This is a genomic window from Coleofasciculus sp. D1-CHI-01, assembly GCF_040218875.1.
Taxonomy (GTDB): domain Bacteria; phylum Cyanobacteriota; class Cyanobacteriia; order Cyanobacteriales; family Coleofasciculaceae; genus Coleofasciculus.
Window position 1 is genome coordinate 31755 of sequence record NZ_JAVJQP010000057.1, and the last position, 24541, is coordinate 56295.

General features: G+C 44.8%; 16 protein-coding genes. 10 read left to right on the top strand and 6 right to left on the bottom strand.

The window, feature by feature from the left end:
- Positions 1-94: 94 nt before the first annotated feature.
- Together RIB93_RS11150 and RIB93_RS11155 are read right to left on the bottom strand one after the other, a co-directional pair.
- On the bottom strand, positions 95-463 hold the full coding sequence (locus RIB93_RS11150; RefSeq protein WP_446372852.1) for an aspartyl protease: 369 nt from the start codon (positions 461-463) through the stop codon (positions 95-97).
- A complete protein-coding gene (locus tag RIB93_RS11155; RefSeq protein WP_446372853.1) occupies positions 460-777 on the bottom strand; it encodes a hypothetical protein in 318 nt (105 codons plus the stop codon). Before RIB93_RS11155 ends, RIB93_RS11150 begins: the two co-directional genes overlap by 4 nt.
- Before the next feature lie 287 nt (positions 778-1064).
- Between RIB93_RS11155 and RIB93_RS11160 the strand changes: the two genes are divergently transcribed.
- Together RIB93_RS11160 and RIB93_RS11165 are read left to right on the top strand one after the other, a co-directional pair.
- Positions 1065-2042 (top strand): carbohydrate ABC transporter permease, encoded by a 978-nt coding sequence (locus RIB93_RS11160; RefSeq protein WP_446372854.1) that lies wholly within the window; start codon positions 1065-1067, stop codon positions 2040-2042.
- Positions 2039-2941: a carbohydrate ABC transporter permease gene (locus tag RIB93_RS11165; protein WP_446372855.1), complete on the top strand. Its 903-nt coding sequence runs from the start codon at positions 2039-2041 to the stop codon at positions 2939-2941. Before RIB93_RS11160 ends, RIB93_RS11165 begins: the two co-directional genes overlap by 4 nt.
- Before the next feature lie 23 nt (positions 2942-2964).
- Here the strand turns inward: RIB93_RS11165 and RIB93_RS11170 are convergent, their stop codons facing one another.
- Complete coding sequence (locus RIB93_RS11170; protein ID WP_446372856.1) at positions 2965-3129, bottom strand: hypothetical protein; 165 nt, start codon at positions 3127-3129, stop codon at positions 2965-2967.
- Positions 3126-3500 carry a DUF433 domain-containing protein gene (locus RIB93_RS11175; protein ID WP_446372857.1) on the bottom strand — a complete coding sequence of 125 codons (375 nt, stop codon included), beginning with the start codon at positions 3498-3500 and terminating at the stop codon, positions 3126-3128. Before RIB93_RS11175 ends, RIB93_RS11170 begins: the two co-directional genes overlap by 4 nt.
- 191 nt (positions 3501-3691) lie before the next feature.
- Here RIB93_RS11175 and RIB93_RS11180 point away from each other — a divergent pair, with 191 nt between their 5' ends.
- The 3 genes from RIB93_RS11180 to RIB93_RS11190 all read left to right on the top strand — a co-directional run bounded on the left by RIB93_RS11180 (position 3692) and on the right by RIB93_RS11190 (position 6406).
- Positions 3692-4795 (top strand): ABC transporter ATP-binding protein, encoded by a 1104-nt coding sequence (locus RIB93_RS11180; protein ID WP_446372858.1) that lies wholly within the window; start codon positions 3692-3694, stop codon positions 4793-4795.
- 53 nt (positions 4796-4848) lie between these two features.
- Complete coding sequence (locus RIB93_RS11185) at positions 4849-6039, top strand: AAA family ATPase (protein ID WP_446372859.1); 1191 nt, start codon at positions 4849-4851, stop codon at positions 6037-6039.
- A 109-nt stretch (positions 6040-6148) separates the two neighbouring features.
- Positions 6149-6406 (top strand): hypothetical protein, encoded by a 258-nt coding sequence (locus RIB93_RS11190; RefSeq protein WP_446372860.1) that lies wholly within the window; start codon positions 6149-6151, stop codon positions 6404-6406.
- A 191-nt stretch (positions 6407-6597) separates the two neighbouring features.
- Here the strand turns inward: RIB93_RS11190 and RIB93_RS11195 are convergent, their stop codons facing one another.
- Positions 6598-7653, bottom strand: a complete 1056-nt coding sequence (locus RIB93_RS11195) for an aspartate carbamoyltransferase catalytic subunit (RefSeq protein WP_446372861.1) — start codon at positions 7651-7653, stop codon at positions 6598-6600.
- Between the two features lie 530 nt (positions 7654-8183).
- Here RIB93_RS11195 and RIB93_RS11200 point away from each other — a divergent pair.
- The 4 genes from RIB93_RS11200 to RIB93_RS11215 all read left to right on the top strand — a co-directional run bounded on the left by RIB93_RS11200 (position 8184) and on the right by RIB93_RS11215 (position 21204).
- Entirely contained in the window at positions 8184-9203 is a 1020-nt protein-coding gene (locus RIB93_RS11200) for an SH3 domain-containing protein (RefSeq protein ID WP_446372862.1), read from the top strand.
- A gap of 72 nt (positions 9204-9275) precedes the next feature.
- Positions 9276-10205 (top strand): type IV pilin-like G/H family protein, encoded by a 930-nt coding sequence (locus tag RIB93_RS11205; protein WP_446372863.1) that lies wholly within the window; start codon positions 9276-9278, stop codon positions 10203-10205.
- A 92-nt stretch (positions 10206-10297) separates the two neighbouring features.
- Positions 10298-15769, top strand: coding sequence for an AAA family ATPase (locus RIB93_RS11210; RefSeq protein ID WP_446372864.1), 5472 nt, complete (start codon positions 10298-10300; stop codon positions 15767-15769).
- 773 nt (positions 15770-16542) lie between these two features.
- The gene (locus RIB93_RS11215; protein WP_446372865.1) at positions 16543-21204 is read left to right on the top strand and encodes a response regulator; all 4662 of its coding nucleotides are present in this window, start codon (positions 16543-16545) and stop codon (positions 21202-21204) included.
- 207 nt (positions 21205-21411) lie between these two features.
- Here the strand turns inward: RIB93_RS11215 and RIB93_RS11220 are convergent, their stop codons facing one another.
- Positions 21412-21960, bottom strand: coding sequence for a Uma2 family endonuclease (locus tag RIB93_RS11220; protein ID WP_446372866.1), 549 nt, complete (start codon positions 21958-21960; stop codon positions 21412-21414).
- Positions 21961-22085: 125 nt separating this feature from the next.
- Here RIB93_RS11220 and RIB93_RS11225 point away from each other — a divergent pair, with 125 nt between their 5' ends.
- A complete protein-coding gene (locus tag RIB93_RS11225; RefSeq protein ID WP_446372867.1) occupies positions 22086-24002 on the top strand; it encodes an ABC transporter ATP-binding protein in 1917 nt (638 codons plus the stop codon).
- Positions 24003-24541: the final 539 nt, after the last annotated feature.

Consider the following 24541-nt stretch of genomic DNA (forward strand, 5'->3'; position numbering starts at 1 on the left):
TATTGTCGGTGATGTGCGAATTTAAAGGCTAAACCCGCCCCTACAAGCACTCATAGCTGCTTCATTTGCTGCAAATGCGATCGCGTTTCCCTATTCACCCCAGCGTCAACATTTCGGCTGCAAAATTCACCGCCAATGGTAGCATCTTCAACCACTGTAAACCGAGTAGCGGTTCGGATATACCTGATCCAGCTAACACGGGAATAATATATTCCCTTTCATCTAGAAAAACCCTGCCTTCATATACATCAAAAAAATCCTCCCCTTGTACCATTCCCATCGCACGTTCACCTTCAATCATCGACCAACCCAAACTTTGCACATCTTGAGCATCAAGCACTAAGTAGCCCGTTGTAAAGCCTGTATCTAGTAACACATCAATGGGGTATCGTTCTGCATCAACGCCAACTAAATCAATTTCAAAGATCAGTTCACCAATCTCACCAAACTTGCCTGAAATCATATCTTGCCACAAGTTCCGGTTTCGTTAAGGCGCATGATTCCCACCATACCGCTTGGGTATTTTTGACGCGCTTTTTGCATCGCTACGTCTTCATCCGGATCAATAAAATAATCCCCACTGTTTGGCTCAATAATCATAAACCAGTTGTAATGATCTTGGATGAGTTGAGGACTGACTTGAGCGAAAATCTCTCGATAGCGCTTTATCCGGACATTTTTTTGAGCTTCCCGTCTGGCTAACTCCTCTGGGGGTATCGTATATTCCGGAAATATTCTGCCTTGACGACGAGGACGAACAGATTTGGTGTGAGTCATCGGTTTAATGCTTAGAGAGTCACGAGGATATGACTATTTTACAAGACTGTCAACCAGCAGAATTGACAGTCCCAACCTTAGCACAGCTACTGCATGACGACTTTTTAACCATTAAGCGTGCAAGTTAGGATGAATGTTACTGATTTAAGGCTGGTGGGCAATGCTACGGTATATTTGGTGGGCAATGCCCACCCTACTTAGCACAGACGGATAGAATAGACCGATTATCATAGATTATGGCAACAGAATTAATCGGTATCGGTTTTCTCCAGTCAAAGTAAACTCTTATGTCAGTTTTCAATAAAATTCTCAGTGTAATTATCGCCGTAATTATTGGCTGTGGCGGTGTACTTGGCATATTTTATGCCATGAATTACCTAGCCAACACCTTACCTCATAAATGGCGATCGCGAATTCTGCCTTGGATTTATCTCGCCCCCGCCCTGCTGGTGCTGACGGCGTACTTAATTCTACCGACGCTGAATACAATTTACATCAGTTTTCTGGATCGGCGATCGCAGAATTTTGTCGGCTTGGAGAATTACCAGTTTGCGTTTACCAGTGAGGCGATGCTGGTGGCGTTTCGCAATAACCTGTTATGGCTGGTTCTAGTTACTGGGTTTAGTGTCGGGTTTGGCTTGATTCTGGCGGTACTCATGGATAAGGTACGCTATGAACCCCTCGCCAAGTCGCTAATCTTTCTACCCATGGCAATTTCCTTTGTCGGCGCGAGTGTGATTTGGCGGTTTGTTTATGCCTTTCGTCCAGCCGGAGCAGCGCAAATTGGTTTACTCAATGGTATCGTAACTAGCCTGGGATTTGAACCCGTGGGCTGGTTAGTGGAACGTTCGATTAACAATTTTGCCCTGATTGCGATTATGATATGGTTGCAAACGGGTTTCTGTCTGGTGTTACTTTCCGCCGCCGTTAAAGGGATTCCCAAAGATATTATCGAAGCCGCCCGCATGGATGGGGCGAGTGAGGTGAAAATTTTCTGGCGGATTACCATCCCGATGATTCGTTCCACCTTAGCGGTGGTGACAACAACGGTGGTGATTATGGTGCTTAAGGTGTTTGATATTGTCTTTGTGATGACGGCGGGGAATCAAGGTACCGAAGTAATTGCTTCGCGGATGATTAAAGAAATGTTTAACTATCGCGACTATGGCAGGGGGAGTGCGATCGCGGTTATCTTATTACTGGTAATTATACCAATCATGGTTGTGAATATCCGCCGCTTCCGTCAGCAAGAGGCAAGTCGATGAAATCTAAACGTCGCCGTAAATCGAATTCTGTGAAACATCTGTCTCATCAGTTACGAAATGCCTTCAATAGCCTTCCGGTTCACCTGAGTTTAATCGTCATTTCCTTAATTTGGACATTACCCACCGTTGGCTTATTGATTAGTTCTCTACGCCCCAAGAATGATTTGTTAGAGAGTGGCTGGTGGATGGTGTTTCAACATCCCTTTGATTTCACCCAATATCAGTTAGGAAATTATATCGATGTTTTGACAGCGGAAGGAATGGGACAAGCGTTTCTAAATAGCTTTACCATTGCCATTCCCGCTACTGTTATTCCCATTGCTATCGCCACGTTTGCGGCTTATGCATTTTCTTGGATGCGGTTTCCGGGGCGTCAGGTGTTATTTATTTTAGTCGTGGCGTTGCTGGTTGTTCCCTTACAGATGACGCTAATTCCGGTATTGCGATCCTATAATCATTTTGGATTATCGGGTTCGTTTTTGGGTGTATGGTTAGCCCATACGGGGTATGGAATGCCCTTAGGGATTTATTTACTCCGGAATTATATCGGTTCCCTACCCAAGGATTTAATCGAAGCGGCGGCGGTGGATGGGGCGTCGCATTTGACCACATTTACACGCTTAATTGTACCCCTTTCCCTGCCCGCGATCGCCTCCTTTGCCGTGTTTCAATTTTTATGGGTATGGAATGATTTATTAGTCGCCTTAGTCTATCTGGGCGGAACACCGGATGTCGCCCCATTAACTATGCGCTTAACCACGTTGGTGGGATCTCGCGGCGAAGCGTGGCATTTGCTAACAGCCGGGGCGTTTGTCACGATGATTGTACCCCTGATTGTGTTTTTTGCCCTGCAACGGTATTTTGTCCGGGGAATTTTGGCAGGTTCGGTTAAGGGGTAATATCTGATATCAGTTTTATCCTATCAAAATAAGCGATTATTTACTTGATCATTGCTATCAATCGATAGATTCATTTCTTTGAAGCTAACAAAGCGAATCGGAAGTAACTCCAACCAACCTTGACTGGCAATATTTCCTAATATAATTTCTGCATGTCCCCCCAAATTGTGATCAATAAGAAAAATCATGCTTCTAGTTGATGTCTAGCTTTCTGCTGTTGAAGTTTTATCCAAAGAGTTTCTCGACCTAGTTCTGGTGGTATTGTGGCAACACGTTTAGCGTGTTTACGATTGCGCTCCTGCCAATACTGTCGATTTTCTTCAGCCTGTTTTAGGACAATTTGATACTCTGCTTCAACATCAGAGCGATTTGCCTCAATATAGGATAAGGCAGCATTAATTTGCTCATCTGTAAGATCAAACAGCGCCCGGATAAACTTTGGTGGATATTGAGCCGTTAGATAGTCCATCACATCGTAGATTGTGATGCGTGTACCTGAAATGGTTAGTCCACGTTCTGTACGGATGATGTTTGGTTGTTGATTGTCCACTGAAGCCATACCCGTAACCTTACACAAAACTGACTCTATCGTATACGAAAATGATGGAGTTAGCTATAGCTACGATAGATTGATAGAAACAGCGATATATCGAGAATTAGTGTAAACCCCTGTACATTTTTTATCAAATCATCATTTATAATAGCATACAAGGGGGTCTCTACAGCTAAATTCCCAATTCAGGTTCTAAAATGGCTAGTGTTATTTTTGAAGGCGTCAACAAACAATTTAATGATTTTATCGCAGTCAATGATTTAAACCTAACCATTGACGATGGTGAATTTCTCGTCTTTGTTGGTCCATCTGGCTGCGGAAAAACCACCTCCCTACGGATGCTGGCGGGACTTGAGGATATCACCCAAGGCAGTATTTATATTGGCGATAAGCGAGTCAATGAGATTCCGCCCAAAGACCGGGATATTGCCATGGTTTTCCAATCTTATGCCCTCTATCCTCACATGTCTGTCTATGAAAATATGGCATTTAGCCTGGAGTTACAAGGGAAGCGAAAAGGCGAAGTTAAAACCCGTGTTGAAAGTGCCGCTAAGCAATTAGGAATTGACCATTTACTCTACCGCAAACCCAAAGAACTCTCCGGAGGACAGCGCCAGCGAGTGGCGGTGGGTCGCGCTATTGTGCGTAATCCGGCTGTATTTTTAATGGATGAACCATTATCTAATTTAGATGCGAAATTACGGGTACAAGCGCGGGCAGAAATTAATAAATTGCATAACGAATTAGGCACTACATTTATTTATGTCACCCATGATCAAGTGGAAGCGATGACCATGGGAAGCCGGATTGCGGTGATGAATCATGGCGTCTTGCAGCAAATTGATACCCCAGAAAAGCTGTACAATTATCCGAATAATGTCTTTGTCGCGGGTTTTATTGGCTCCCCAGCGATGAATTTTTTTGAGGCTAAATTAATCAGCAAAGAGGATAATTTGTATGTAAAAACCGACTCATTTGAACTCCATATACCTCCAGACAAAGCCCTATTTTATCAACATTATGCCGGGGAAGAGGTGATCTTTGGCATTCGCCCAGAAAATATTCATGATCCTGACTATATTCCCCCAGATATTCGTCCAGCTTCTATCAAAGCGACAGTATCCGTTACGGAAATGATGGGGAATGAAATCATTGTCTATTTAACGACGCTAAGCAATCACGAATTTATTGCCAGAGTCGATCCGCGATCGCGCATGACTGTGGGACAATCAATTAGTGTGGTGTTTGATCGGTCTCAGTTTCACCTGTTTGACAAGCACAGTCAACAAGCGATTACCTGATTCTCGGTTCCCTTGAACAGGGTGGAACGTCTGTATAGAGGCAAAAACTGATTATGTCTAATTCATTGGTCAATCTCCAAATCAACAATTTTCGCTGTCTGGCGAATGTTCCCATTACCACCAATCCCCTCAACGTTTTATTTGGACCCAATGGATCAGGAAAATCAACGTTTCTAGATACAATCTGGTTTGTTCGAGACTGTGCAATTCGGGGAGTGTCCTTAGCGGCTTCTGATAGAGATCATGGAATTGGTTTACTTTGGGATGGTGCTGAGGATGGAGAAACGATATCGATTACTATTCAAACTCACTCCGCTACCTATCAAATTACGTTTGGTTATTCATCGGGGAGGATAGAACCCTTTGTGGGAGAACAGTTGTATACAACTGATGACAATATTTGTTTAATTGACCGCAAAATAGGAAGTGATAAGGCGTCGTTTTATCAGGTTGGACGAGGACAATCCCAATACATTTCTCTCAAAGATCCCGAAAAACTAGCTTTAACGCGGTATGTAGACTGGGAAGACAGTGCATCAACGGCGGCTGATATTGAAAACTTACTGCGCCTTGTCCGTCGCTATGACTCCCGTTCTGCGTCTCTATTTAAACTGAAACGATTGGGTTCGGAATCCGATTATGGCGATAGATTACAGGATCGGTGTGAAAATTTATGGTCAGTCTTGCGAAATTTACATGATCGGCGAGTGGTTGATGACCGATATGACACGATTATTCATTTCATGAAAGAAAGTTTTCCATCGTTCAATGGTTTAACCTTTGAGCAAACAGGTCGATATACAGTTTATACTAATTTTTTGGATGAAAGGCGTCAAGGTTTAATTCGAGCATCAGGGGTATCCGATGGTCATCTTCAGATGCTGATTAATCTCACCGCCTTGTTTTCTGAAGAGTTGAGCCGATATTCGTTAATTTTACTGGATGAACCGGAACTATCCCTTCATCCTTGGGCGTTAGCGGTTTTAGCTAAAGCAGTAAAATTGGCGACCAAAGAATGGAATAAGCAAGTTTTTATTGCTACGCATTCTCCTGTTTTGATCAGTCAGTTTGAGCCAACAAATATATTAGCCGCAGAACTGGATCAGCAAGGAAAAACCGTAATGAAACGGGTTAGTGAGATAGAAGCTATCCAAGATTTACTGGAAGACTATGCTACGGGTTCGCTGTATATGGCTGAGATGATTGCACCTCAAAGTAAGTCTCCGTTTGAGGAGGAGAGGTGATGAGTAGTAGACCTAATACGGATAGTCAAAAATATCGTTATTTTCAATTCGGATTGCTGGTTACAGGCGAAACAGAAGCAGAACATCTTTAGCCGATTATCAAGGGGATGTGGAAGATATTCGTCATCCTAAAAATTATCTTGGAGATCTATATCCTAATTTCAAGGAAAAGAAACATGGCGGGAAGATACTTCAGCGACTTAATGTCGAACATATTTTGTCTTGTCCGGATACCTGTAAATCTCTAAGAACTCTATTCAAATGGTCTGTTTTGTGTATGGGACAACCTTTGAGTGATCAGTATCAACTTCTTAATGGGAAATTATTTGATATCACGCGATCGCAACTCGATTATACTGATCAATGAACCCTAATATCCCCGATTGAGTAAAGGGCGACCCGACCCCATTGAACGGATTGGTGTTGTTAATTGATGCAAGCGGGTCGCCCCTACAAGCCCTCGATGTATAGGTTTGTTCTATCCAGAAAAGATACGATCGCATTCGTAGGACACCCCTCATTCACAAAGGACAAAGGACATAAGACGAATGACAACTATCAAGACTTCCCACTCCCCATCAGATAAAGCAGCGCCATGCGTACCGCCACACCACTGGTAACCTGTTGAGAAATTAAACTGAATTCCGGATCATCCATTAACTCGGAACTAATTTCCACACCGCGATTGACGGGTCCGGGGTGGAGAATTTTGACTCCAGGGTGGCAAAGTTTTAAGCGATCGCGTGTAATTCCATACCGTTGATGATATTCTCGCAAACTGGGTAATAGATGGGCTGTCATGCGTTCTTTTTGCAACCGTAAGGTCATGACAAAATCGGCATCTTTCAGCGCAGGTTCAACATTCCAATGCAAGAATAGCCGCCGATTGGGGATTGGCGATTGGGAAAAATTCTCCCCCGGCTTCCCCGGCTTCCCCGGCTTCCTCTGCTCTCCAGTTCCCTGGACATATTCAGCAAACTCCTGGGGAACTAATGTGGGTGGACCGGCTAAATGAACCTCAGCGCCACTGGCGGTTAGACTCCAAATATTAGAACGGGCAACCCGTGAATGGACGATATCCCCAACAATGGCAATTTTTTTGTCTGCCAAGAGTTTCAGGCGAGGATACTCAAAATCTAATAGAGAGGTAATTGTAAATAAATCCAGCAACGCCTGAGAGGGATGTTCATGTTGACCATCGCCTGCATTCAAGATACCGACATTCGTCTCGAGGCGATCCATTTCAGTCGCGATCGCATGGGGGACTCCTGCTTCTCGATGGCGAATCACCATCATATCAGCTCCCATTGCCAAATAAGTTTTTGCGGTGTCGAGAATCGTTTCTCCCTTGGTCAAAGAAGAGGTTCCTGGTGCAAAGTTGAGGGTATCCGCACTCAACCGTTTAGCGGCGAGTTCAAAACTACTGCGGGTGCGGGTTGAGGGTTCAAAAAACATATTCGCCACCACCTGACCTTGCAAAGCCGGGACTTTTTTGGTGCGCCGAGAGAGAACTTCCCGACAGCTAGCGGCGGTTTGTAAGAGGGTATCGTATTCAGCCGATGTAAAATCTTCCAGGGAAAGGACATGGCGGCGAGTCCAAGTGGCAGTAGCCATAAGAATAAGAATGCGTACTATACAGAGGAGCTAACCGTTACTATAATCTTCATTCCCCTCCGACGACAAATAAATAAGGGTTGTAGAGACGTTCCAGTTTCACTATTATCGTTGGAAATGGTGCGTTACGCTACCCTACCCTTCGGGAACGCTGCGCGAACGGGAACGCTTCGCGAACGCTAACGCACCCTACACCCGCCCCGACTTTACGTATGACAAAGGACATAAGACAAATGACGATTCCCGCAATTTTGTCCAACTACTGAAATCTTTCTTTTGAGGGAAGTTAGTCCACTTAATTATCCTTAATAATACTACTAGAAAAGAAAATTATAAAATTATATTAGATGAACCCAGCCGTCGTCGTTTTGCTATCCCCAACTAATTCTGTAGGTAGTCGGACAAAAGATACTCTACTAAATTTTGTCAACAAGCCTCAAACCCTTACAAAGGACGAATGACGAAGGACGAATGACGAATGACGATCTCAAAGGTTCATCACTGCGATAAACGAACAGTGAGGTATTTTCATGGAAACCCTAGCCTATACCCATTTCTCTGCCCAAGCCGATGACATGACTCCCCACTCCCAACCGAGTGCTGATGGGTTTGTCTGGGAGTCAGAGGTTTACTGGAAACCACCGAGTTTAGCCTGGATTCAGGGACTAGCATTGGCGATCGCACTGTCTTCCTTAAGCGTAACCAGTAGCGCTTGGGCGGCTGTGGTTGATACGAATGGTAGTCCCCTAAATGTGCGATCGGGTCCCGGTTTAGGGTATGGCGTGGTTAGCACTCTCGCCAATGGCACTACCATTAATCTCAGTGGTCTTGATGCCGATGGCTGGTCTCAACTCAGCAATGGCAACTGGGTCGCTTCTCGCTGGGTACAAGGTGAAGCTGAGAATGACGATAGTGATGTTCCATCCGCTGTCTTGCGCCCTGGTAGTACGGGGACAGCCGTAACCAATCTGCAAAATCGATTGCAAGAGGTTGGGGTTTATAACGGACCCGTCACTGGCTATTATGGTCGCCTCACCGAAGCGGCTGTGAGAACGGTTCAGGCGTCTGAGGGATTGACACCGGATGGGATTGCTGGACCGACGACGTTAACCGCCTTATATGGCGAAGATGGGGATGGGGGAGGTGAGACTCCCGTGACGAATACAGCCGTTGTCAACACCAATAACAATCCTCTGAACGTGCGATCGGGTCCCGGTTTGGGGTATCGTGTGGTGGGTACGGTCGCCGATAACCGAACCGTTAGCCTCAGTGGTCGTAGGGTTGATGGCTGGTCTCAACTGGCAAATGGCAACTGGGTCTCTTCTCGCTGGATTGGGGGTGAAGGTGGCGGTGCAACTCCAGCAAGGGATACCGCCGTGGTGACGACGAATGGGAGTCCCTTGAATGTGCGATCGGGTCCCGGTTTAGGCTATCGGGTTGTGGATACTGTAACCGATGGCGCTGCGATCGCAACTACGGATCAGACGGCGGGGAATTGGATACGACTGGCTAATGGTGGCTGGGTGTTTTCGGGATGGGTGGCGACGTAAGTGTCATTCGTCTTATGTCATTCGTCATTCGTCATTCGTCATTGTTACAATCCAATCAGTTAGCTGGGTTGGATGGCTATGATGAATCCTGTTTCTCTATTGCTTGAGTTGTGCCGATCGCGTTTGATATTCGTTCTTTTCGCCCTGCTTGTCTGTAGTGGCGTCCCTTCGCAAGCGCAATCTGAACCGGATAATCCATCCCCAGCATCTGAGATGCGATCGCCAACGGATGCGGTTACCCAGCAATTAATCGGAGAATGGCAAGCCACTGATCCAGCATCGGGGGAATCCATCCAGTTAATTTTTGCCCCCGATAACCAATTATTTTTTATCTTACCCGCTCAAGATGGGTCGGCTGTGGCAATCCAGGTAGACTACCAAATTCAGACGGCGACTCAACCGATGCACCTGGATATGGCACTCACTCCGGATGAAATCGCCTTAACTATTTTTGAGTTAACCCCAGAGGGGAAGCTGCGCTTAGAATTTAAAGATGTTACGCCGGGACAACCTCGACCCACGGCGTTTAGTGATACGGCGTTACTCTTGGCAAAGACATCGGATGATACCACCGTACCCGAAGATATTTCTGTGATTGAGTTGGAAACCAGCGCCAACCGATCCAGCCAAGCGATTCCGATGCAGTACATCAGCCTCTTAAATCGCGCCCAGCAGGTGTATTATCTAGAAAATCGTCAATTTGCCAATACCCTCGAACAGCTAGAAATTGCCACAAACCTAGAAACGTCCTTATATACTTATGAAATCATGCCATCCCGCGATCGGGCTGAGAGTGTCGCGATTACGGCATATCCCAAAGATGAGGGACTTCCTAGCTATATTGGTGCGGTATTTGTCACTACCGTTGATGGGTTTGAGACAACAGTCTCTGGAATTTGTCAGAGTGAGAAACCTGCAACCTCACCGCCGCCAATGCCAATTCCACCTTCAGCCGATTCTACAGAGATTCAATGTCCCGCCGGATCTCGTCTGTTGCAGTAGGGGCTTGGTAACCAAGCCCCTACTTTAACTTGGTAACCAAGCCCCTACTTTAACTTTAACCAATCCTCTCAGTGTTTCCTCCCTCTACCCCTATGGTTACCGTTGCTGGCTGTCGGATTCTGGCTCAAATCTATGAAAGTCGTAACTCTCTAGTTTATCGTGGTATCCGAGAATCAGATCAGCAATCGGTGATTCTCAAAGTTCTCAAACAAGATTATCCTACGCCCGCAGAAATTAACCGCTATCAACAAGAATATCAAATCACCCGTTCCTTCAACTTTGGCGGTGTGGTTCAGGCTTATAGCTTAGAACCCCATCAAACCACCCTGGTGATTATTTTTGAAGATTTTGGCGGTTCCTCGTTAAAAGTCTTACTCCAGGAACGGGCATTTACGCTTAAAGAAGTCTTGAGTATCGCCATTCGCAATACAGAAAGCTTAGGCAGAATTCATGCTGCCCATATTATTCACAAAGATATCAACCCTGCCAATATTGTTTTCAATCCTGAAACGGGACAACTGAAAATCATTGACTTTGGCATTGCCACCGTTTTATCACGAGAAAACCCGACCCTGAAAAATCCCTCAGTCTTAGAAGGCACATTAGCCTACATGTCACCGGAACAAACCGGGAGAATGAATCGGGCGCTGGATTATCGTACTGATTTTTATTCCTTAGGGGTTACGTTCTATGAATTGCTAACCCATCACCTTCCCTTTGCAACCGAAGATCCCCTAGAGTTAGTCCATTCTCATCTGGCAAAAGAACCGATTCCGCCTCACCAAATGAATCCAGAGATTCCGCAAATTCTCTCGGATATCGTGATGAAATTATTGGCAAAAAATGCCGAAGATCGCTATCAAAGTGCCTGGGGACTAAAATCAGATTTAACGGTTTGTTTAATGCAATTAGAAACCCAGGGAAAAATCGAACCCTTTCCTCTCGGTCGCCAGGATATTTCTGAGCAATTTCAAATTCCCCAAAAGCTGTATGGTCGAGAACGGGAAATTCAAATTCTACTGGACACCTTTATTCGGGTTTCTGGACGTACTGTATTAGCAGACCCAACGCCAGACTCAATCAGGGCGGGTTCTGAACAAAAGTTATCGTCAACGGCGACACAAAATTCCCTAAACCCGCCCCGACAGACTCGAAACTCCCCCAAGGAGATGATGGTTGTATCTGGATATTCCGGTATAGGGAAGTCAGCGCTAGTACAGGAATTATATAAACCCATTACTCAACGGCGGGGCTATTTTATTCGCGGCAAATTTGATCAATATCAGCGGGATATTCCTTACTCAGCCGTGATTAAAGCGTTTCGAGAATTAATCAAAAACCTGTTAACTGAAACCACAGTCCAACTAAGCCGATGGCGCGACCAACTCTTAGCCGCTTTAGGTGTGAATGCTCAAATTATTATTGATGTCATTCCGGAAGTTGAACTGATTGTCGGCAAACCCGTTTCAGTTTCTAGTTTACCCGCTACAGAAGCGCAAAATCGCTTTAAATTAGTTCTGCAAAAGTTCATCCGTATCTTTGCCAAACCTGAACATCCGTTAGTCATTTTTCTCGATGATTTGCAGTGGGCGGATAGCGCTTCGTTGAAACTCATGGAATGGTTGATGAACTCCTCGAATCAGGGTGAGACTGACTCCCACATCGACGGGTTGTTTGTGATTGGTGCTTATCACGATAACGAAGTGAGTGCATCTCATCCTTTACTATTAACCTTCGAGACTATTCGGTCAAGTGGAACCATTATCCATCAGATTGTTTTAGCGCCATTGGAATTAATAAGCATTATCCAATTGGTAACAGAAACACTCAAATGTTCACCTGATCATGCCCAGCCTCTGGCTGAATTAGTTCAGGTAAAAACGGGCGGCAACCCTTTTTTTGTCAATGAGTTTTTAAACTATTTATACAAAGAAAAAATTGTTACCTTTGACTCTCAAGGGGGAATGTGGCGGTGGGATATAGCCAAAATCCAAGCCCAAAACTTTACTGATAATGTTGTCGCCATTCTAGTCAATAAGATTCAAACCTTATCGCCAAAGGTGCAACGGGTTTTACAGTTTGCCGCTTGTTTGGGCAATTCCTTTGAACTCAAACCATTAGCCTTAGCGTTAGGCGAATCGCTGTCCGAAACAGCGGTGCAGTTATGGCAGGCAGTTGTTGAAGGATTAATTGTGCCTTTGGGTGAATACTACAAGTTAATCAGTCCATCCCATAATACTGAAAATCTGTTGCAGAAACGTCAACCTTTAGCCTCGAATCCTGGCTCATTAAGCAGCGATATAGAACATCAAAACTTCACCATCCAATACAAATTTGCTCACAACCGAATTCAGAACGCTGCTTATTCTTTGATTCCTCAAGAACAATGCCAAGCGATTCACCATACGGTGGGTCAATTATTACTGAAAAATACGTCAGAAGACCAGTTGTCAGAGACTCTTTTTAATATTGTCAATCATCTGAATATTAGTATTGAGTTAATCCAGTCTCCTGAAGAACAGAATAAATTAGCTCAATTGAATCTTTGGGCAGGTCAAAAAGCCAAAGCCGCAACCGCTTATGAAGCGGCGATGAAGTACTTGACAATCGGTCGAGAACTTCTTCCTCCAGACAGTTGGCAGGCGCAGTATGAGTTGACTCTAAACTTGTCTATGGAAGCCATCGAAGTGGCATATTTATTGACTGATTTTGAAACCGCCCAAACCCTAACCAATGTTGTGCTAAACCAGGCGGAAACTCTAATTCATAAGGTTAAGGTCTATGAAATTCAAATTTTATTCGATAGTTCTCAAAATCAAATGCTGTCCGCTATCAAAACGGCAAAGCAGGTTTTAAAGCTATTAGAAATACCGCTAACTCAAACGCCTCCTGTTTATCAAACGATTGAGGCGTTAGCAGATTTGCCAGAAATGACTAAACCCACTCAATTGGCAGCTTTGCGAATTTTGATGTCCGTTATGGCACCTGCCTATATTGCCAAACCATCTCTGTTACCGTCGCTTATTATCACTATGGTGAATCTCTGTATTCGCTATGGAAATTCATCACTAGCAGCTTATGCTTATAGTGTTTATAGTTTGCTGTTGTGTGGTAAACAAGAAACGATTGATCAAGGCTATCGCTTTGGTCAGTTAGCCTTAACCGTATTAGAGCGCTTTAATGCCAAAGACGTACAAGCCAAAGTTCAGCAGCAATTTAATGCCTTTGTCCGCCCCTGGAAAGAACCAGCGCGAAAAACACTAAATCCGTTACTCGATACAATTCAAACGGCGATTGAACAGGGTGATATTGAATATGCTTGTCACTGCACCGTAAACTATTGTACCTATTCATTTTTCGTCGGACTTCCCTTAGCTGAAGTTGAGTCAAAGCAAGCCCAACACCTGGAATTAAATCATCAATTTAAACAAGATTACCAGATTAACTATATCACGATTTGGCGGAACTTATCCGTATGCTTAATGGAGGCTGACCAGTCTCCCCATTTAGACTTGACTGTTTTTGATCAGGTTCTGCCTGATTTATTAAAAGCGAATAATCAGCTTTCAATTTTATCTGTTTATTGGGCGAAATTATTCATTTATTACTTATTTGACAAGTATGAAGAAGCGGAAACTCAGGTTTTTCTGGCTGAAAAGTATAAGGGGAGCGTTAAAGGCTTATTAAATAGTGTTTTAGCCAATTTCTACTCGTCTTTGGTTCTGTTAGCGGTATGTCATTCAGCAAGTCCCAGCAAACGCCGACGATATCTGATCAAAGTGGCAAGACAGCAAAAAACGATGCGAAACTGGGCAGAACATGCGCCTTGTAACTTTCAGCATAAATATGACTTAGTAGAGGCTGAACGGGCGGGAGTTGGCGGTAAAACTATTCGAGCGATGGAGTATTATGATCGGGCGATTCAGGGGGCAAAAAAACAGGGCTATTTTCATGATGAAGCTTTGGCGTATGAACGAGCCAGTCAGTTTTATCAACGGTTAAGTCGGGAGGAAATTGCCCAAAACTATTTACAAAAAGCTCACTATGTTTATACGCTGTGGGGGGCAATGGCGAAAGTTAAACAGTTGGAAGAAGCTTATCCCCAATGGCTGTTTGCCCGAGTCAATGGCAATGATTCAGCCGGAGTTCCCCAAAAAAGTTCGATAGTGACAACAACGACGCAAAGTCGAAATAAATCTTCAGATTTTCTTGACTTAAACACAGTCATAAAAGCCGCGCAAGTGATTTCCGGTGAAATTGTCTTGGATAAATTACTAGCAGCGTTGATGAAAATTTTAATTGAAAATGCTGGAGCGCAAAAAGGGTTTCTTATTTTAGAAAGCAAAGGAAAATTAAGGATTGAAGCCGAGGGACAGGTGAATACCCTTGCCCAAGCCTGTGCCGAATGTGATCAAATTCAGATTTTACAATCTACTGACATTGAAGAAAGTCAATTTTTATCTGTAACCATTATTAATTATGTAGCTAGAACGCAGGAAATTGTTGTCTTAAATGATGCCCTAAATGAGGGACAATTTACTCAAGATTTCTATATTCAGCAAGAACAGCCGAAGTCAATTCTCTGTGCGCCGTTGATTAATCAAGGAAAACTCAGCGGAATTGTCTATTTAGAAAATAATTTGACGACGGGAGCATTTACAGCTAGCCGATTGGAACTGTTGCGTCTTCTATCCGCGCAAGCCGCCACATCTATTGAAAATGCCCGTTTCTATACAAGTTTGGCAGAACTGAATCAGGCGTATGAACGGTTTGTTCCGCGTCAGTTTCTCCAATTTTTGGATAAGGAAAGTATTGTCGATGTCCAGTTGGGTGATAATGTCCAACAGAAAATGTCGATCCTATTTTCGGATATTCGCACTTTCACGACATTATCGGAAACGCTGACGCCGGAGGATAATTTTAAGTTTATTAATGCTTATTTGTCGCGCATGGAGCCATCGATTACTAACCATAATGGCTTTATTGATAAATATATCGGTGATGCAATTATGGCACTGTTTAGTGGTCAGGCTGATGATGCAGTTAAGGCGGGAATTGCTATGCTACACCAACTGAGGATCTATAATCAACATCGACAGAATTCCGGCTATCCTCCTATCCGGATTGGGATTGGGATTAATACGGGAGGGTTGATGCTAGGAACCATTGGTGGAGTCTCGCGCATGGATAGCACGGTGATTAGTGATGCGGTGAATTTAGCCTCTCGCATTGAAGAGTTAACCAAATATTATCAAGTCCCCTTATTAATTTCTCATCATACGTTTTCCCGTTTATCTGATCCGACTAATTATGCGATTCGCCTGATTGATAAGGTGAAGGTGAAGGGAAAATCGGAATTGGTAACTGTTTATGAAGTGTTTGATGCAGATTTATCTCAGATTAGAGCCGCTAAATTAGCCACGTTACAAACCTTTACCGAAGCCTGGTATTTTTATAACCTGAAGGCGTTTGCTGAGGCGAAAAAACGTTTTGCTGAGGTTCTCCGGGTCAATCCTCAAGACCAAGTGGCGAACATCTATCTCAACCGTTGTCAACAGCAATAGCTATCGGTGTGTTTGATTGAGAGAAAACAGTCCCCTAAGTAGGTGGAAAAAATTAAAAATTTGGAAAGATTGATCATATCATGTAGGGGCGGGTTTAGGGATTAAATGAGTAGACTCACCTTAAACAAGACAACAAAACCCGCCCTTTTTTTAACCGTGAGTGGATTTGGGATTGAGGTTATCGGTTAGGTTCAATACGGGGGAAGGGCGGGTTTTGTCTGACATTTATTGATTTGCCCGTCAATTGAGTTCCTAAACCCGCCCCTACTGACGTTCCAATCAGGTCTAGCTGACAACATTGGATTTTCTCTACCGTTAGGACGTTGCTGTTGTCAGCGCATTGGAATATTATGAGAATGCCGTAATACAAGTAATACGCTAGTATAACACAGTGATGGCTGTAGGTGAGAGAGGCTACGGGACTGAAATCTTCGGTTCTGTCTAGTACCCCTATCGGCAATGTACAGAGGTGATTAGTCTCTTTACAAAAGTCGAAACTGTTTAGCTGTCAAGCTTTCCGGTGAATGCGACAGGTGGGAAACGTTCGCCGTGAAGGTTGAGTGAGTGAGTGCTGTTCAGACGTTTGGCAAAACCATACTCATTCAATAAAAACATCTTTTTTGAGTTTTACCCTCAAACTATTTCAATCGTTGATGGATTGAATCTATTGGGTGCATCGCTAATTTGGGTTGAACTGCATAAAAAAGGACTAGATTCTGCTTTAAAGCTGTAGGGTTTACGTCCTTGACTTTAGCCATCTTTAAGCGACTCTCATGTCAATGCGATCTCTTAAGCACCTGATTGCCAAAGGGTTAACCAATGTGCCTCTACGAACGGTATTCGTCGTCCCCTTTCTGGTGCAAATTTTTGCCATAGTCGGAGTGATTGGCTGGTTATCCTTTCGCCACGGAAAGCAGGCGGTGAATGAGGTAGCGACTCAATTACAAGATGAAATTACGGTTCATATTGAGGATAGGTTGGAGCGATATTTAGCCATTCCTCATCAAATTAATCAGAGTAATCAAGATGCGATTTATCTGGGAAGCTTGACCATAGACACCTTGCAACCCTGGGAACAGCATTTGTGGCGACAAGTGCAACGATTTGATTCTGTGAGTTATGTTGGTGTGGCGAATGAACAGCGAGGACTGATTGCGGCGGGACGGCGAAATCGGGATCAATTGGTGATTATCCAAGCGAATCCTGGGACAGATTTTGACTTCTATACTTATAGCACCCACAGTGAAGGCGATCGCAAGACCCTGATCGAGAGTACCACAAACTACGACCCCCGACGGCGACCCTGGTATAAAGCCGCCTTGCAAGCCGATAAACCCACTTGGAGTGACATTTACCCCCATTTTGGCGAAGGCGATCGCACGTTGCTAATCAGCGCCGTTCAACCCGTTTACGACAGCAATCAGCAGGTTCAGGGTGTCTTAAACACAACCCTGCGTCTTTCCACGATTAACGATTTCCTGCAAACGTTAAAAATCGGTAAATCGGGACGCCTGTTTATTATGGAACGTTCTGGATTCTTAGTCGCCACATCCGCCCCGGAACCGCCTTTTCAACATAACCCAAATCAAATCACCCGATTAAAAGCCAGCCAAAGTCGTGACCCCTTAATTCAAGCCAGCGCCAACTATTTAACCCAACAGTTTAGCGAGTTAAAGGCGATTCAAGAGTCCCAGCGCCTGGACTTTAAGCATCAAGGGCAGCGCCAATTTTTACAAGTCATGCCCTTACAAGATAGCCACGGATTAGACTGGTTAATTGTCGTAGTTCTCCCTGAAGCTGACTTCTTAGATCACATTCATAATAATACCAAATCAACTATCCTACTCTGTCTGGTTGCCCTAATCATCGCCACGGGAATTGGTATTAGTACCGCCCACTGGATCATTCAACCCATCCAGCGCTTAAATCAAGCCGCTAACGCCATTGCTAATGGCGAATGGAACCAAAAAATTGAGGTTCATCGCAATGCTGAACTGGGTAGTCTCAGCGCCGCCTTTAATCAAATGGCGGATCAATTAAACCAATCCTTTGCCACTCTCAAAGACCAGAATCATCAGATGAACCGTTTAAATGAGGCATTGGCAAAAAGTGAGAAACAGTTAGCTCAAATCTTAGAAACCGTACCCGTTGGTATCGTGGTGGTTGATGCTCAGGGGCAATTTAATTATACCAACGATAAGGCACAAGGGTTTATCGGAGAAGCGTTCACCCCCGACGCGATCGCGGATAATTTTTGTGCCGTTCATCACTGGTATATCGCCGGAACCGATCAATTTTATCCGACCGAAGAGTTACCGATTGTTCGAGCCTTACAGGGACAACGATCTATTGTGCATAATATTGAAATTCACCAAGATGACCAGATTATTCCGATTGAGATGTGGAGCAAACCTATCTTAGATGAACAAGGTCAAATTATTTATGCCATTGCCGTTATCAACGACATCACAGAGCGCAAAAAAGCCGAAGCCGAACGGATGCGTTTTAGCCAAGAACTGGAATTCAAAGACCATCAAAATGCCGCTTGGCAGCGCCTAGATAAGCTCAAAGATGAATTTATAGCTAATACATCCCACCAACTTCGTACTCCTCTCCATGGCATTGTCGGCATTGCTGAATCCTTAATCGATGATGCTACCGGAAAGTTACCCTTACAAACCCGGATCAATTTAGGCACAATTGTTGCCACGGGACGACGTTTATCTAACTTAGTCAATGACATTCTCGATTTTGCCAAACTTAGACACCAAGACATTCAACTCCAGCCACAGCCCGTGGGAGTACGAGAAATAACGGAGGTAGTTCTCCGACTCAGTTATCCGCTGATTGGGGATAAAGAGTTACAACTGATTAATGCCATTTCTCCGGACTTACCTATCGCTTATGCGGATGAAAATCGGGTGCAGCAGATTTTGCAAAACCTAGTGGATAATGGGATTAAGTTTACTGATAAAGGAACGGTCAAAATTTCGGCTCAATTGGTAAGTTCAAGGCAGAAGTTAGAGGGCAGAGGTGCAGCAGTGCAGTGGGACAAGGGAGAGTTGAAGGAGTTAACTCAAAACCATGTCCTTGAGCGCAGCGAAGGAGTAGTCAGCGTGGTTTTGGAATCAACGGTATCGTCAACCGATGGCGCAAATTTTATCAACCCGCCTCTACCAAACCGGTTCCCTATAAGCGAAGTGGAGGATCAAAACCTTGTCCTCGAACAAAGTGAAGGGTCAACATCCAGTCAGGACGGGTTTTGTACAAACGTTACTATCAATAGCGAAAACAAAATTCCTAAACCCGCCCCGACAAACCATGTCCTAGAAGCCAGTGAAGGGTCAACATTCCAAATGCTAGCCATTACTGTCTCTGACACAGGAATTGGCATCCCCAAGTCTCAAGTAAACCGTATTTTTGAATCCTTTGAACAAGGGCAGGGTTTTCTAGGGCATCAATATGGCGGTACAGGGTTAGGGTTAGCCCTGACGAAAAAGCTAGTGGAGTTGCATGGGGGAACCATTGAGGTGCAATCAACCTTAGGCGTCGGCTCTCAGTTTACGTTTACGTTGCCAATTTTTGACGGACAAATTCCAGACTTTAAGCCCGATCCGATTGAGTCAATCGTGGCAATACCTAAGACAGTTTACAGTGCCAATTCCTTTGTGAGTCAACCTCCTAGTGTCGGTACGTCTTGTCCCCTATTACTGACCCTTGATCAACCTAGCTTAACCCTAAAACAACACCATAATCTCCAGGATGACGAACCCTTAATCAACCCGTTCAAAATTTTAATCGTCGATGATGATACAGTGAATCGCCAGATACTCGTCAACTATTTATCCTTAGAAAATTATCAACTTGCCCAAGCCGCCAATGGTAGGGAAGCGTTAGATATCATTAACAATGGTTTTCAGCCTGACTTGGTGTTACTTGATGCGATCATGCCCCGCATGACTGGGTATGATGTTTGTAAAAAACTGCGTGAATTCTATCCCCCTACTGAACTGCCCGTGTTACTGTTGACGGCGAATGAGCAAGTGAATGACTTAGTGGCAGGTTTTAGTGTGGGCGTGAATGATTATTTGACGAAACCGATTGCCAAACACAAACTTTTGGTCAGGATTAAAACTCATCTGCGTTTATCCACAATTGCTAAAGAAAATGCCCAACTTTACGCAGCGGTGCGGGAAAGTGAGCGGAGATTGATGCAATTTTTAGATGCTGTACCTGTGGGGATTTTTATCCTCGATGCTAAGGGCAAACCCTACTATGCTAATGAAACGGCTAAACAGATTTTAGGTCAAGGCATTGTGGACGCTGTTACCGTTGAAGAATTAGCTGAGGTTTATCAAGCCTATCGCACAGGAACAGATCAACTCTATCCCACCAACCAAATGCCTATTTTTCTGGCGTTGCAGGGCAAAACGTCTACCATTGATGATGTGGAAATTCACCGAGGGGATCAGATTATCCCGATTGAGGTGTGGGGAACTCCTATCTATGAGGAACAGGGTAAGGTGGCTTATGGGATGGTTGCCTTTCAAGATATCCGCGATCGCAAAAAAGCCGAAGCGGAACGGGAAGCTTTTACTCGTGAACTGTTTCAACTCAATCGAGCCTACGAACGGTTTGTTCCTAGTCAATTTCTGCAATTTTTACAGAAAAAAAGTATTGTGGATGTGCAACTGGGGGATCATGTTCAACAGGAAATGTCTGTTCTGTTTGCCGATATTCGCAACTTTACAGCACTGTCAGAACAGATGAATCCTAGTGAAAATTTTAACTTTATCAATGCCTTCTTAAGTCGCATGGAACCGGCTATTCGGGAACATAATGGCTTTGTCGATAAATATATTGGCGATGAAATTATGGCGCTGTTTAGTGGCAATGCGGATGAAGCAGTGCAGGCGGGAATTACTATGTTTGAGCGGCTGGCTTTATATAATCAACATCGGGCGAATTATAACTATGCACCCATTGAGATTGGTATAGGAATCAATACCGGAGAATTAATGCTGGGAACCGTGGGCGGATTTTCCCGTATGGATAGCACGGTGATTAGTGATGCGGTGAATTTAGCCGCCCGCCTGGAAGAATTAACTAAAATCTATCAAGTACGGCTATTAATCTCGCACCATACATTCTTGAGGTTGTCGAATCCCGGTGACTATGGGATGCGCCTTGTGGATAAGGTGAATGTGAAAGGGAAAGCGAAAAAAGTAACCGTTTATGAAGTCTTTGATGCTGATCCGCCCCAGATACGAAAAGCAAAGCTGGCAACGAAAACGGAATTTGAGCAAGGGCTAATGTTATATTATCGCGATCGCCTCTCAGATGCGGCTCAAGCGTTTAGCCAATGTTTGCAGCTTAATCCAGGGGATAAGGTAGCGCAACATTATCTCAAACGCTGTCAGCATCGGATGCGATGATGTTATTTGTCAAAACACTGATTTCACGGATTTATTGGAGAGATGGGGGTAGGGCGGTGAGAGGTTGGTTGCACTGATTACACTGAAAAGTGGGGAGGGCGGGTTTTGTTGTTCATTGATTGGTGACAAGTTGTTTGAGTGGCTAAACCCGCCCCTACATTTATTGATTTTTTCCATCATTAAACTATTAGATATCGGTAAAAAATATTATAAATCAGCAAAAAATTGGTTGATTGATACCTCAATTGTGGGGAAGGCTTGTGGAGAAATTATGCCTTGATTGATCACCAATGATTTTAAGTAATCGGCATCATGAGGCTGTCGAAAGACGTGGATCTGATTGGCTTTGAGATTAACCACCCAGTAATCGGGAATACCTGCCAAGGCATAGGTTTTCGGCTTATCATTGAGATCATAGTCCAAAGTAGACTGAGAAATTTCAATCAGCCAAAAAATATCCTGAGGATAGGGATGATGCTGGAGATATCGTTGTCGAGGCGGTTGGACAATGGCGACATCGGGTTGGGGTTCAGAATTAGCGAAGGTAATCGGATGAGCTTCTCGCACCAGGGCTAATTCCTGCAGGAGCGAACGTAGATAGTGGACACCCCCTTCGGTTACATAGCTATGGATTGGTCCTTCTGGTGGCATTTCTACGACTTCTCCTTGCAAAAGTTCGACCCGACGGTGGTTGAGAATACCCGTCTCAATCAGGCGATGATAGTCGGTGACTGTCCATTTGACTAGAGTTTTCATCAGTTGTGTCAATTCAGTAACAATAGACTATTTAGCTCCTATAGTACGATCGCGAATCAATGGGGATGCGGTACGATAGGGCATTGGCTTGTTACAATTTCCATTAATTCTCGTTTTAGCGTGTCATGGCTGATACCGTTCTCGACGTTCGCAACCTACAAGTCAAATTCAAAACCGATGAAAAGGAAGTCCTGGCTGTTGATGGGATTAGTTTTCAAGTGAAACAGGGGCAAACCCTGGGTATTGTCGGCGAGTCGGGTTCGGGGAAGTCAGTCACCTCACTGGCGGTGATGGGGTTAGTGTCAACACCGGGTAAGATTACTCAGGGGGAGATTTATTTTAAAGCCGATGGCGCTCAACCCAAAGACTTGCTGACGCTGAATCAGGAACAGAAACGCCGATTTCGGGGGGGTCAAATTTCGATGATCTTCCAGGAACCGATGAGTTCCCTCAACCCCGTCTACACAATCGGGTTTCAGCTTATTGAGGCTATTTTACAGCATCCGGACATCTCCCAAGGCGAAGCACGGCGTCAGGCGATCGCACGGCTGCAAGAAGTGCGGCTGATTCCTAGTGATGAGGAACTTAAGCTGGAGTATGAACAGGAAAATCCCGATCGCGCTGTTCGTAGTGAGCGCTTTAGCGCTTCCACTGATCGAGTCATTAGCCAGTACCTGAATCAGCGCAAACAGGAAATGCTCAAACGCTATCCCCACGAACTATCCGGGGGTCAATTGCAACGGGTGATGATTGCTATGGCAATTGCCTGTGATCCGGAGATTCTGATTGCGGATGAACCCAGTACCGCCCTTGATGTTACCGTACAGGCGGCAATTCTAGACTTGCTGCGGGAGTTGCGGGATCAGCGGGGAATGTCAATGATTTTTATCACCCACGACTTAGGCGTGATTGCTGAAATTGCTGATAGCGTGGCGGTGATGTATCGGGGAAAAATTGTCGAAAGTGGCGATGTCTGGCAAATTTTTGCTAATCCTAAACATCCTTACACGAAAGGATTATTAGCCTGTCGTCCGACGTTAGAAAAACATCTAAAATACTTACCCACTGTGGCTGACTTCATGGAGGAAGTAAAGACAGAGGAGGGTAAAGTAGAAATTCGCGAAAAATCCCCGACGTTTGAGCAGGAAAATGGGGCAAAGGTTCAGCGAGATAATCTTGCCATTGCTGACGCCTCAGCCTCTCCCTTACTTGCCGTTGAAAATCTCCGAGTGGGGTTTCCTGTAGCCAACGTATTTGGCAAAACCAAACGCTATATTATGGCGGTCAATAATGTGTCCTTTAAGGTTTACAAAGGCGAAACCTTGGGACTCGTGGGGGAATCGGGCTGCGGTAAATCTACCCTTGCCCGGACATTATTGCGCTTAATTGAACCGATGGAGGGTAAGGTAACATTTGACAATCAAGATATCACCCATCTAAAAGGTAAGGGTTTGCGGCAAATGCGGCAAAAAATGCAAATTATTTTCCAAAATCCTTTTAGTTCCCTAGATCCTCGGATGAAGATTGGGGATGCGGTGATGGAACCATTGGTGATTCATAAATGGGGAGATAATGCCAAAGCCCGTCGCGATCGCGCCGCTGATTTGTTTGAGCGGGTGGGGTTAAAGCCCGACTGGATGAACCGCTATCCTCACGAATTTTCAGGGGGACAACGCCAACGGGTTTGTATTGCTAGGGCGCTAGCACTTGAGCCTAAGTTTATTATCTGCGATGAATCGGTTTCTGCCTTGGATGTGTCGGTACAGGCGCAGGTGCTGAATCTGCTCAAGGAGTTACAGAGTAAGTTAAAGGATGAGTTGAATCTGACTTATATCTTTATCTCCCATGACTTGAGTGTGGTCAAATTTATGAGCGATCGGATAATGGTGATGAATAAGGGCAAAATCGAGGAAATTGATGCGGCACAGAGTATCTATCGGGAACCAAAAACCGAGTACACGCGCCAGCTTATTGAGTCGATTCCCACGGGAAGCTTGGATCGGATTCAGCAACAGCAAGCAGGGCGAGGATTGATTCCTTGATTTAGAACGCGATCGCTAATAGATTCGGGGTGGGTTTCATACAGCACGATCTGTAGGGGCGGGTTTGACAGATAACTTATAGCAACAAACCGATAACTTAACTAAACCCGCCCGGTTGTCGGGGTGGCTCACGGGATCAGGGCGGGTTTAGTTACATTGGGGTCAAACCAAAATGATAGTTGTAAAACCCGCCCCTACAGGTGGTTAGGGTTCCGGTTGTCGGGGTGGCTCACGGGATCAGGGCGGGTTTAGTTACATTGGGGTCAAAACCAAAAGGATAGTTGTAAAACCCGCCCCTACAGGTGGTTAGGGTTCCGGTTGTCGGGGTGGCTCACGGGATCAGGGCGGGTTTAGTTACATTGGGGTCAAAACCAAAAAGATAGTTGTAAAACCCGCCCCTACAGGTGGTTAGGGTTCCGGTTGTCGGGGTGGCTCACGCGATCGGGGCGGGTTTAGTTACATTGGGGTCAAATCAAAAGGATAGTAGTAAAACCCGCCCCTACAGGTGGTTAGGGTTCCGGTTGTCGGGGTGGCTCACG

Excerpts from the sequence above, each read along its gene's own strand:
- RIB93_RS11185 (WP_446372859.1), top strand. The coding sequence starts at position 4,849 with ATGTCTAATTCATTGGTCAATCTCCAAATCAACAATTTTCGCTGTCTG.
- RIB93_RS11150 (WP_446372852.1), bottom strand. The coding sequence starts at position 463 with ATGATTTCAGGCAAGTTTGGTGAGATTGGTGAACTGATCTTTGAAATT.
- RIB93_RS11165 (WP_446372855.1), top strand. The coding sequence starts at position 2,039 with ATGAAATCTAAACGTCGCCGTAAATCGAATTCTGTGAAACATCTGTCT.
- RIB93_RS11155 (WP_446372853.1), bottom strand. The coding sequence starts at position 777 with ATGACTCACACCAAATCTGTTCGTCCTCGTCGTCAAGGCAGAATATTT.
- RIB93_RS11195 (WP_446372861.1), bottom strand. The coding sequence starts at position 7,653 with ATGGCTACTGCCACTTGGACTCGCCGCCATGTCCTTTCCCTGGAAGAT.
- RIB93_RS11215 (WP_446372865.1), top strand. The coding sequence starts at position 16,543 with ATGTCAATGCGATCTCTTAAGCACCTGATTGCCAAAGGGTTAACCAAT.
- RIB93_RS11175 (WP_446372857.1), bottom strand. The coding sequence starts at position 3,500 with ATGGCTTCAGTGGACAATCAACAACCAAACATCATCCGTACAGAACGT.
- RIB93_RS11180 (WP_446372858.1), top strand. The coding sequence starts at position 3,692 with ATGGCTAGTGTTATTTTTGAAGGCGTCAACAAACAATTTAATGATTTT.
- RIB93_RS11205 (WP_446372863.1), top strand. The coding sequence starts at position 9,276 with ATGGCTATGATGAATCCTGTTTCTCTATTGCTTGAGTTGTGCCGATCG.
- RIB93_RS11170 (WP_446372856.1), bottom strand. The coding sequence starts at position 3,129 with ATGATTTTTCTTATTGATCACAATTTGGGGGGACATGCAGAAATTATA.
- RIB93_RS11200 (WP_446372862.1), top strand. The coding sequence starts at position 8,184 with ATGGAAACCCTAGCCTATACCCATTTCTCTGCCCAAGCCGATGACATG.
- RIB93_RS11220 (WP_446372866.1), bottom strand. The coding sequence starts at position 21,960 with ATGAAAACTCTAGTCAAATGGACAGTCACCGACTATCATCGCCTGATT.
- RIB93_RS11225 (WP_446372867.1), top strand. The coding sequence starts at position 22,086 with ATGGCTGATACCGTTCTCGACGTTCGCAACCTACAAGTCAAATTCAAA.
- RIB93_RS11160 (WP_446372854.1), top strand. The coding sequence starts at position 1,065 with ATGTCAGTTTTCAATAAAATTCTCAGTGTAATTATCGCCGTAATTATT.
- RIB93_RS11210 (WP_446372864.1), top strand. The coding sequence starts at position 10,298 with ATGGTTACCGTTGCTGGCTGTCGGATTCTGGCTCAAATCTATGAAAGT.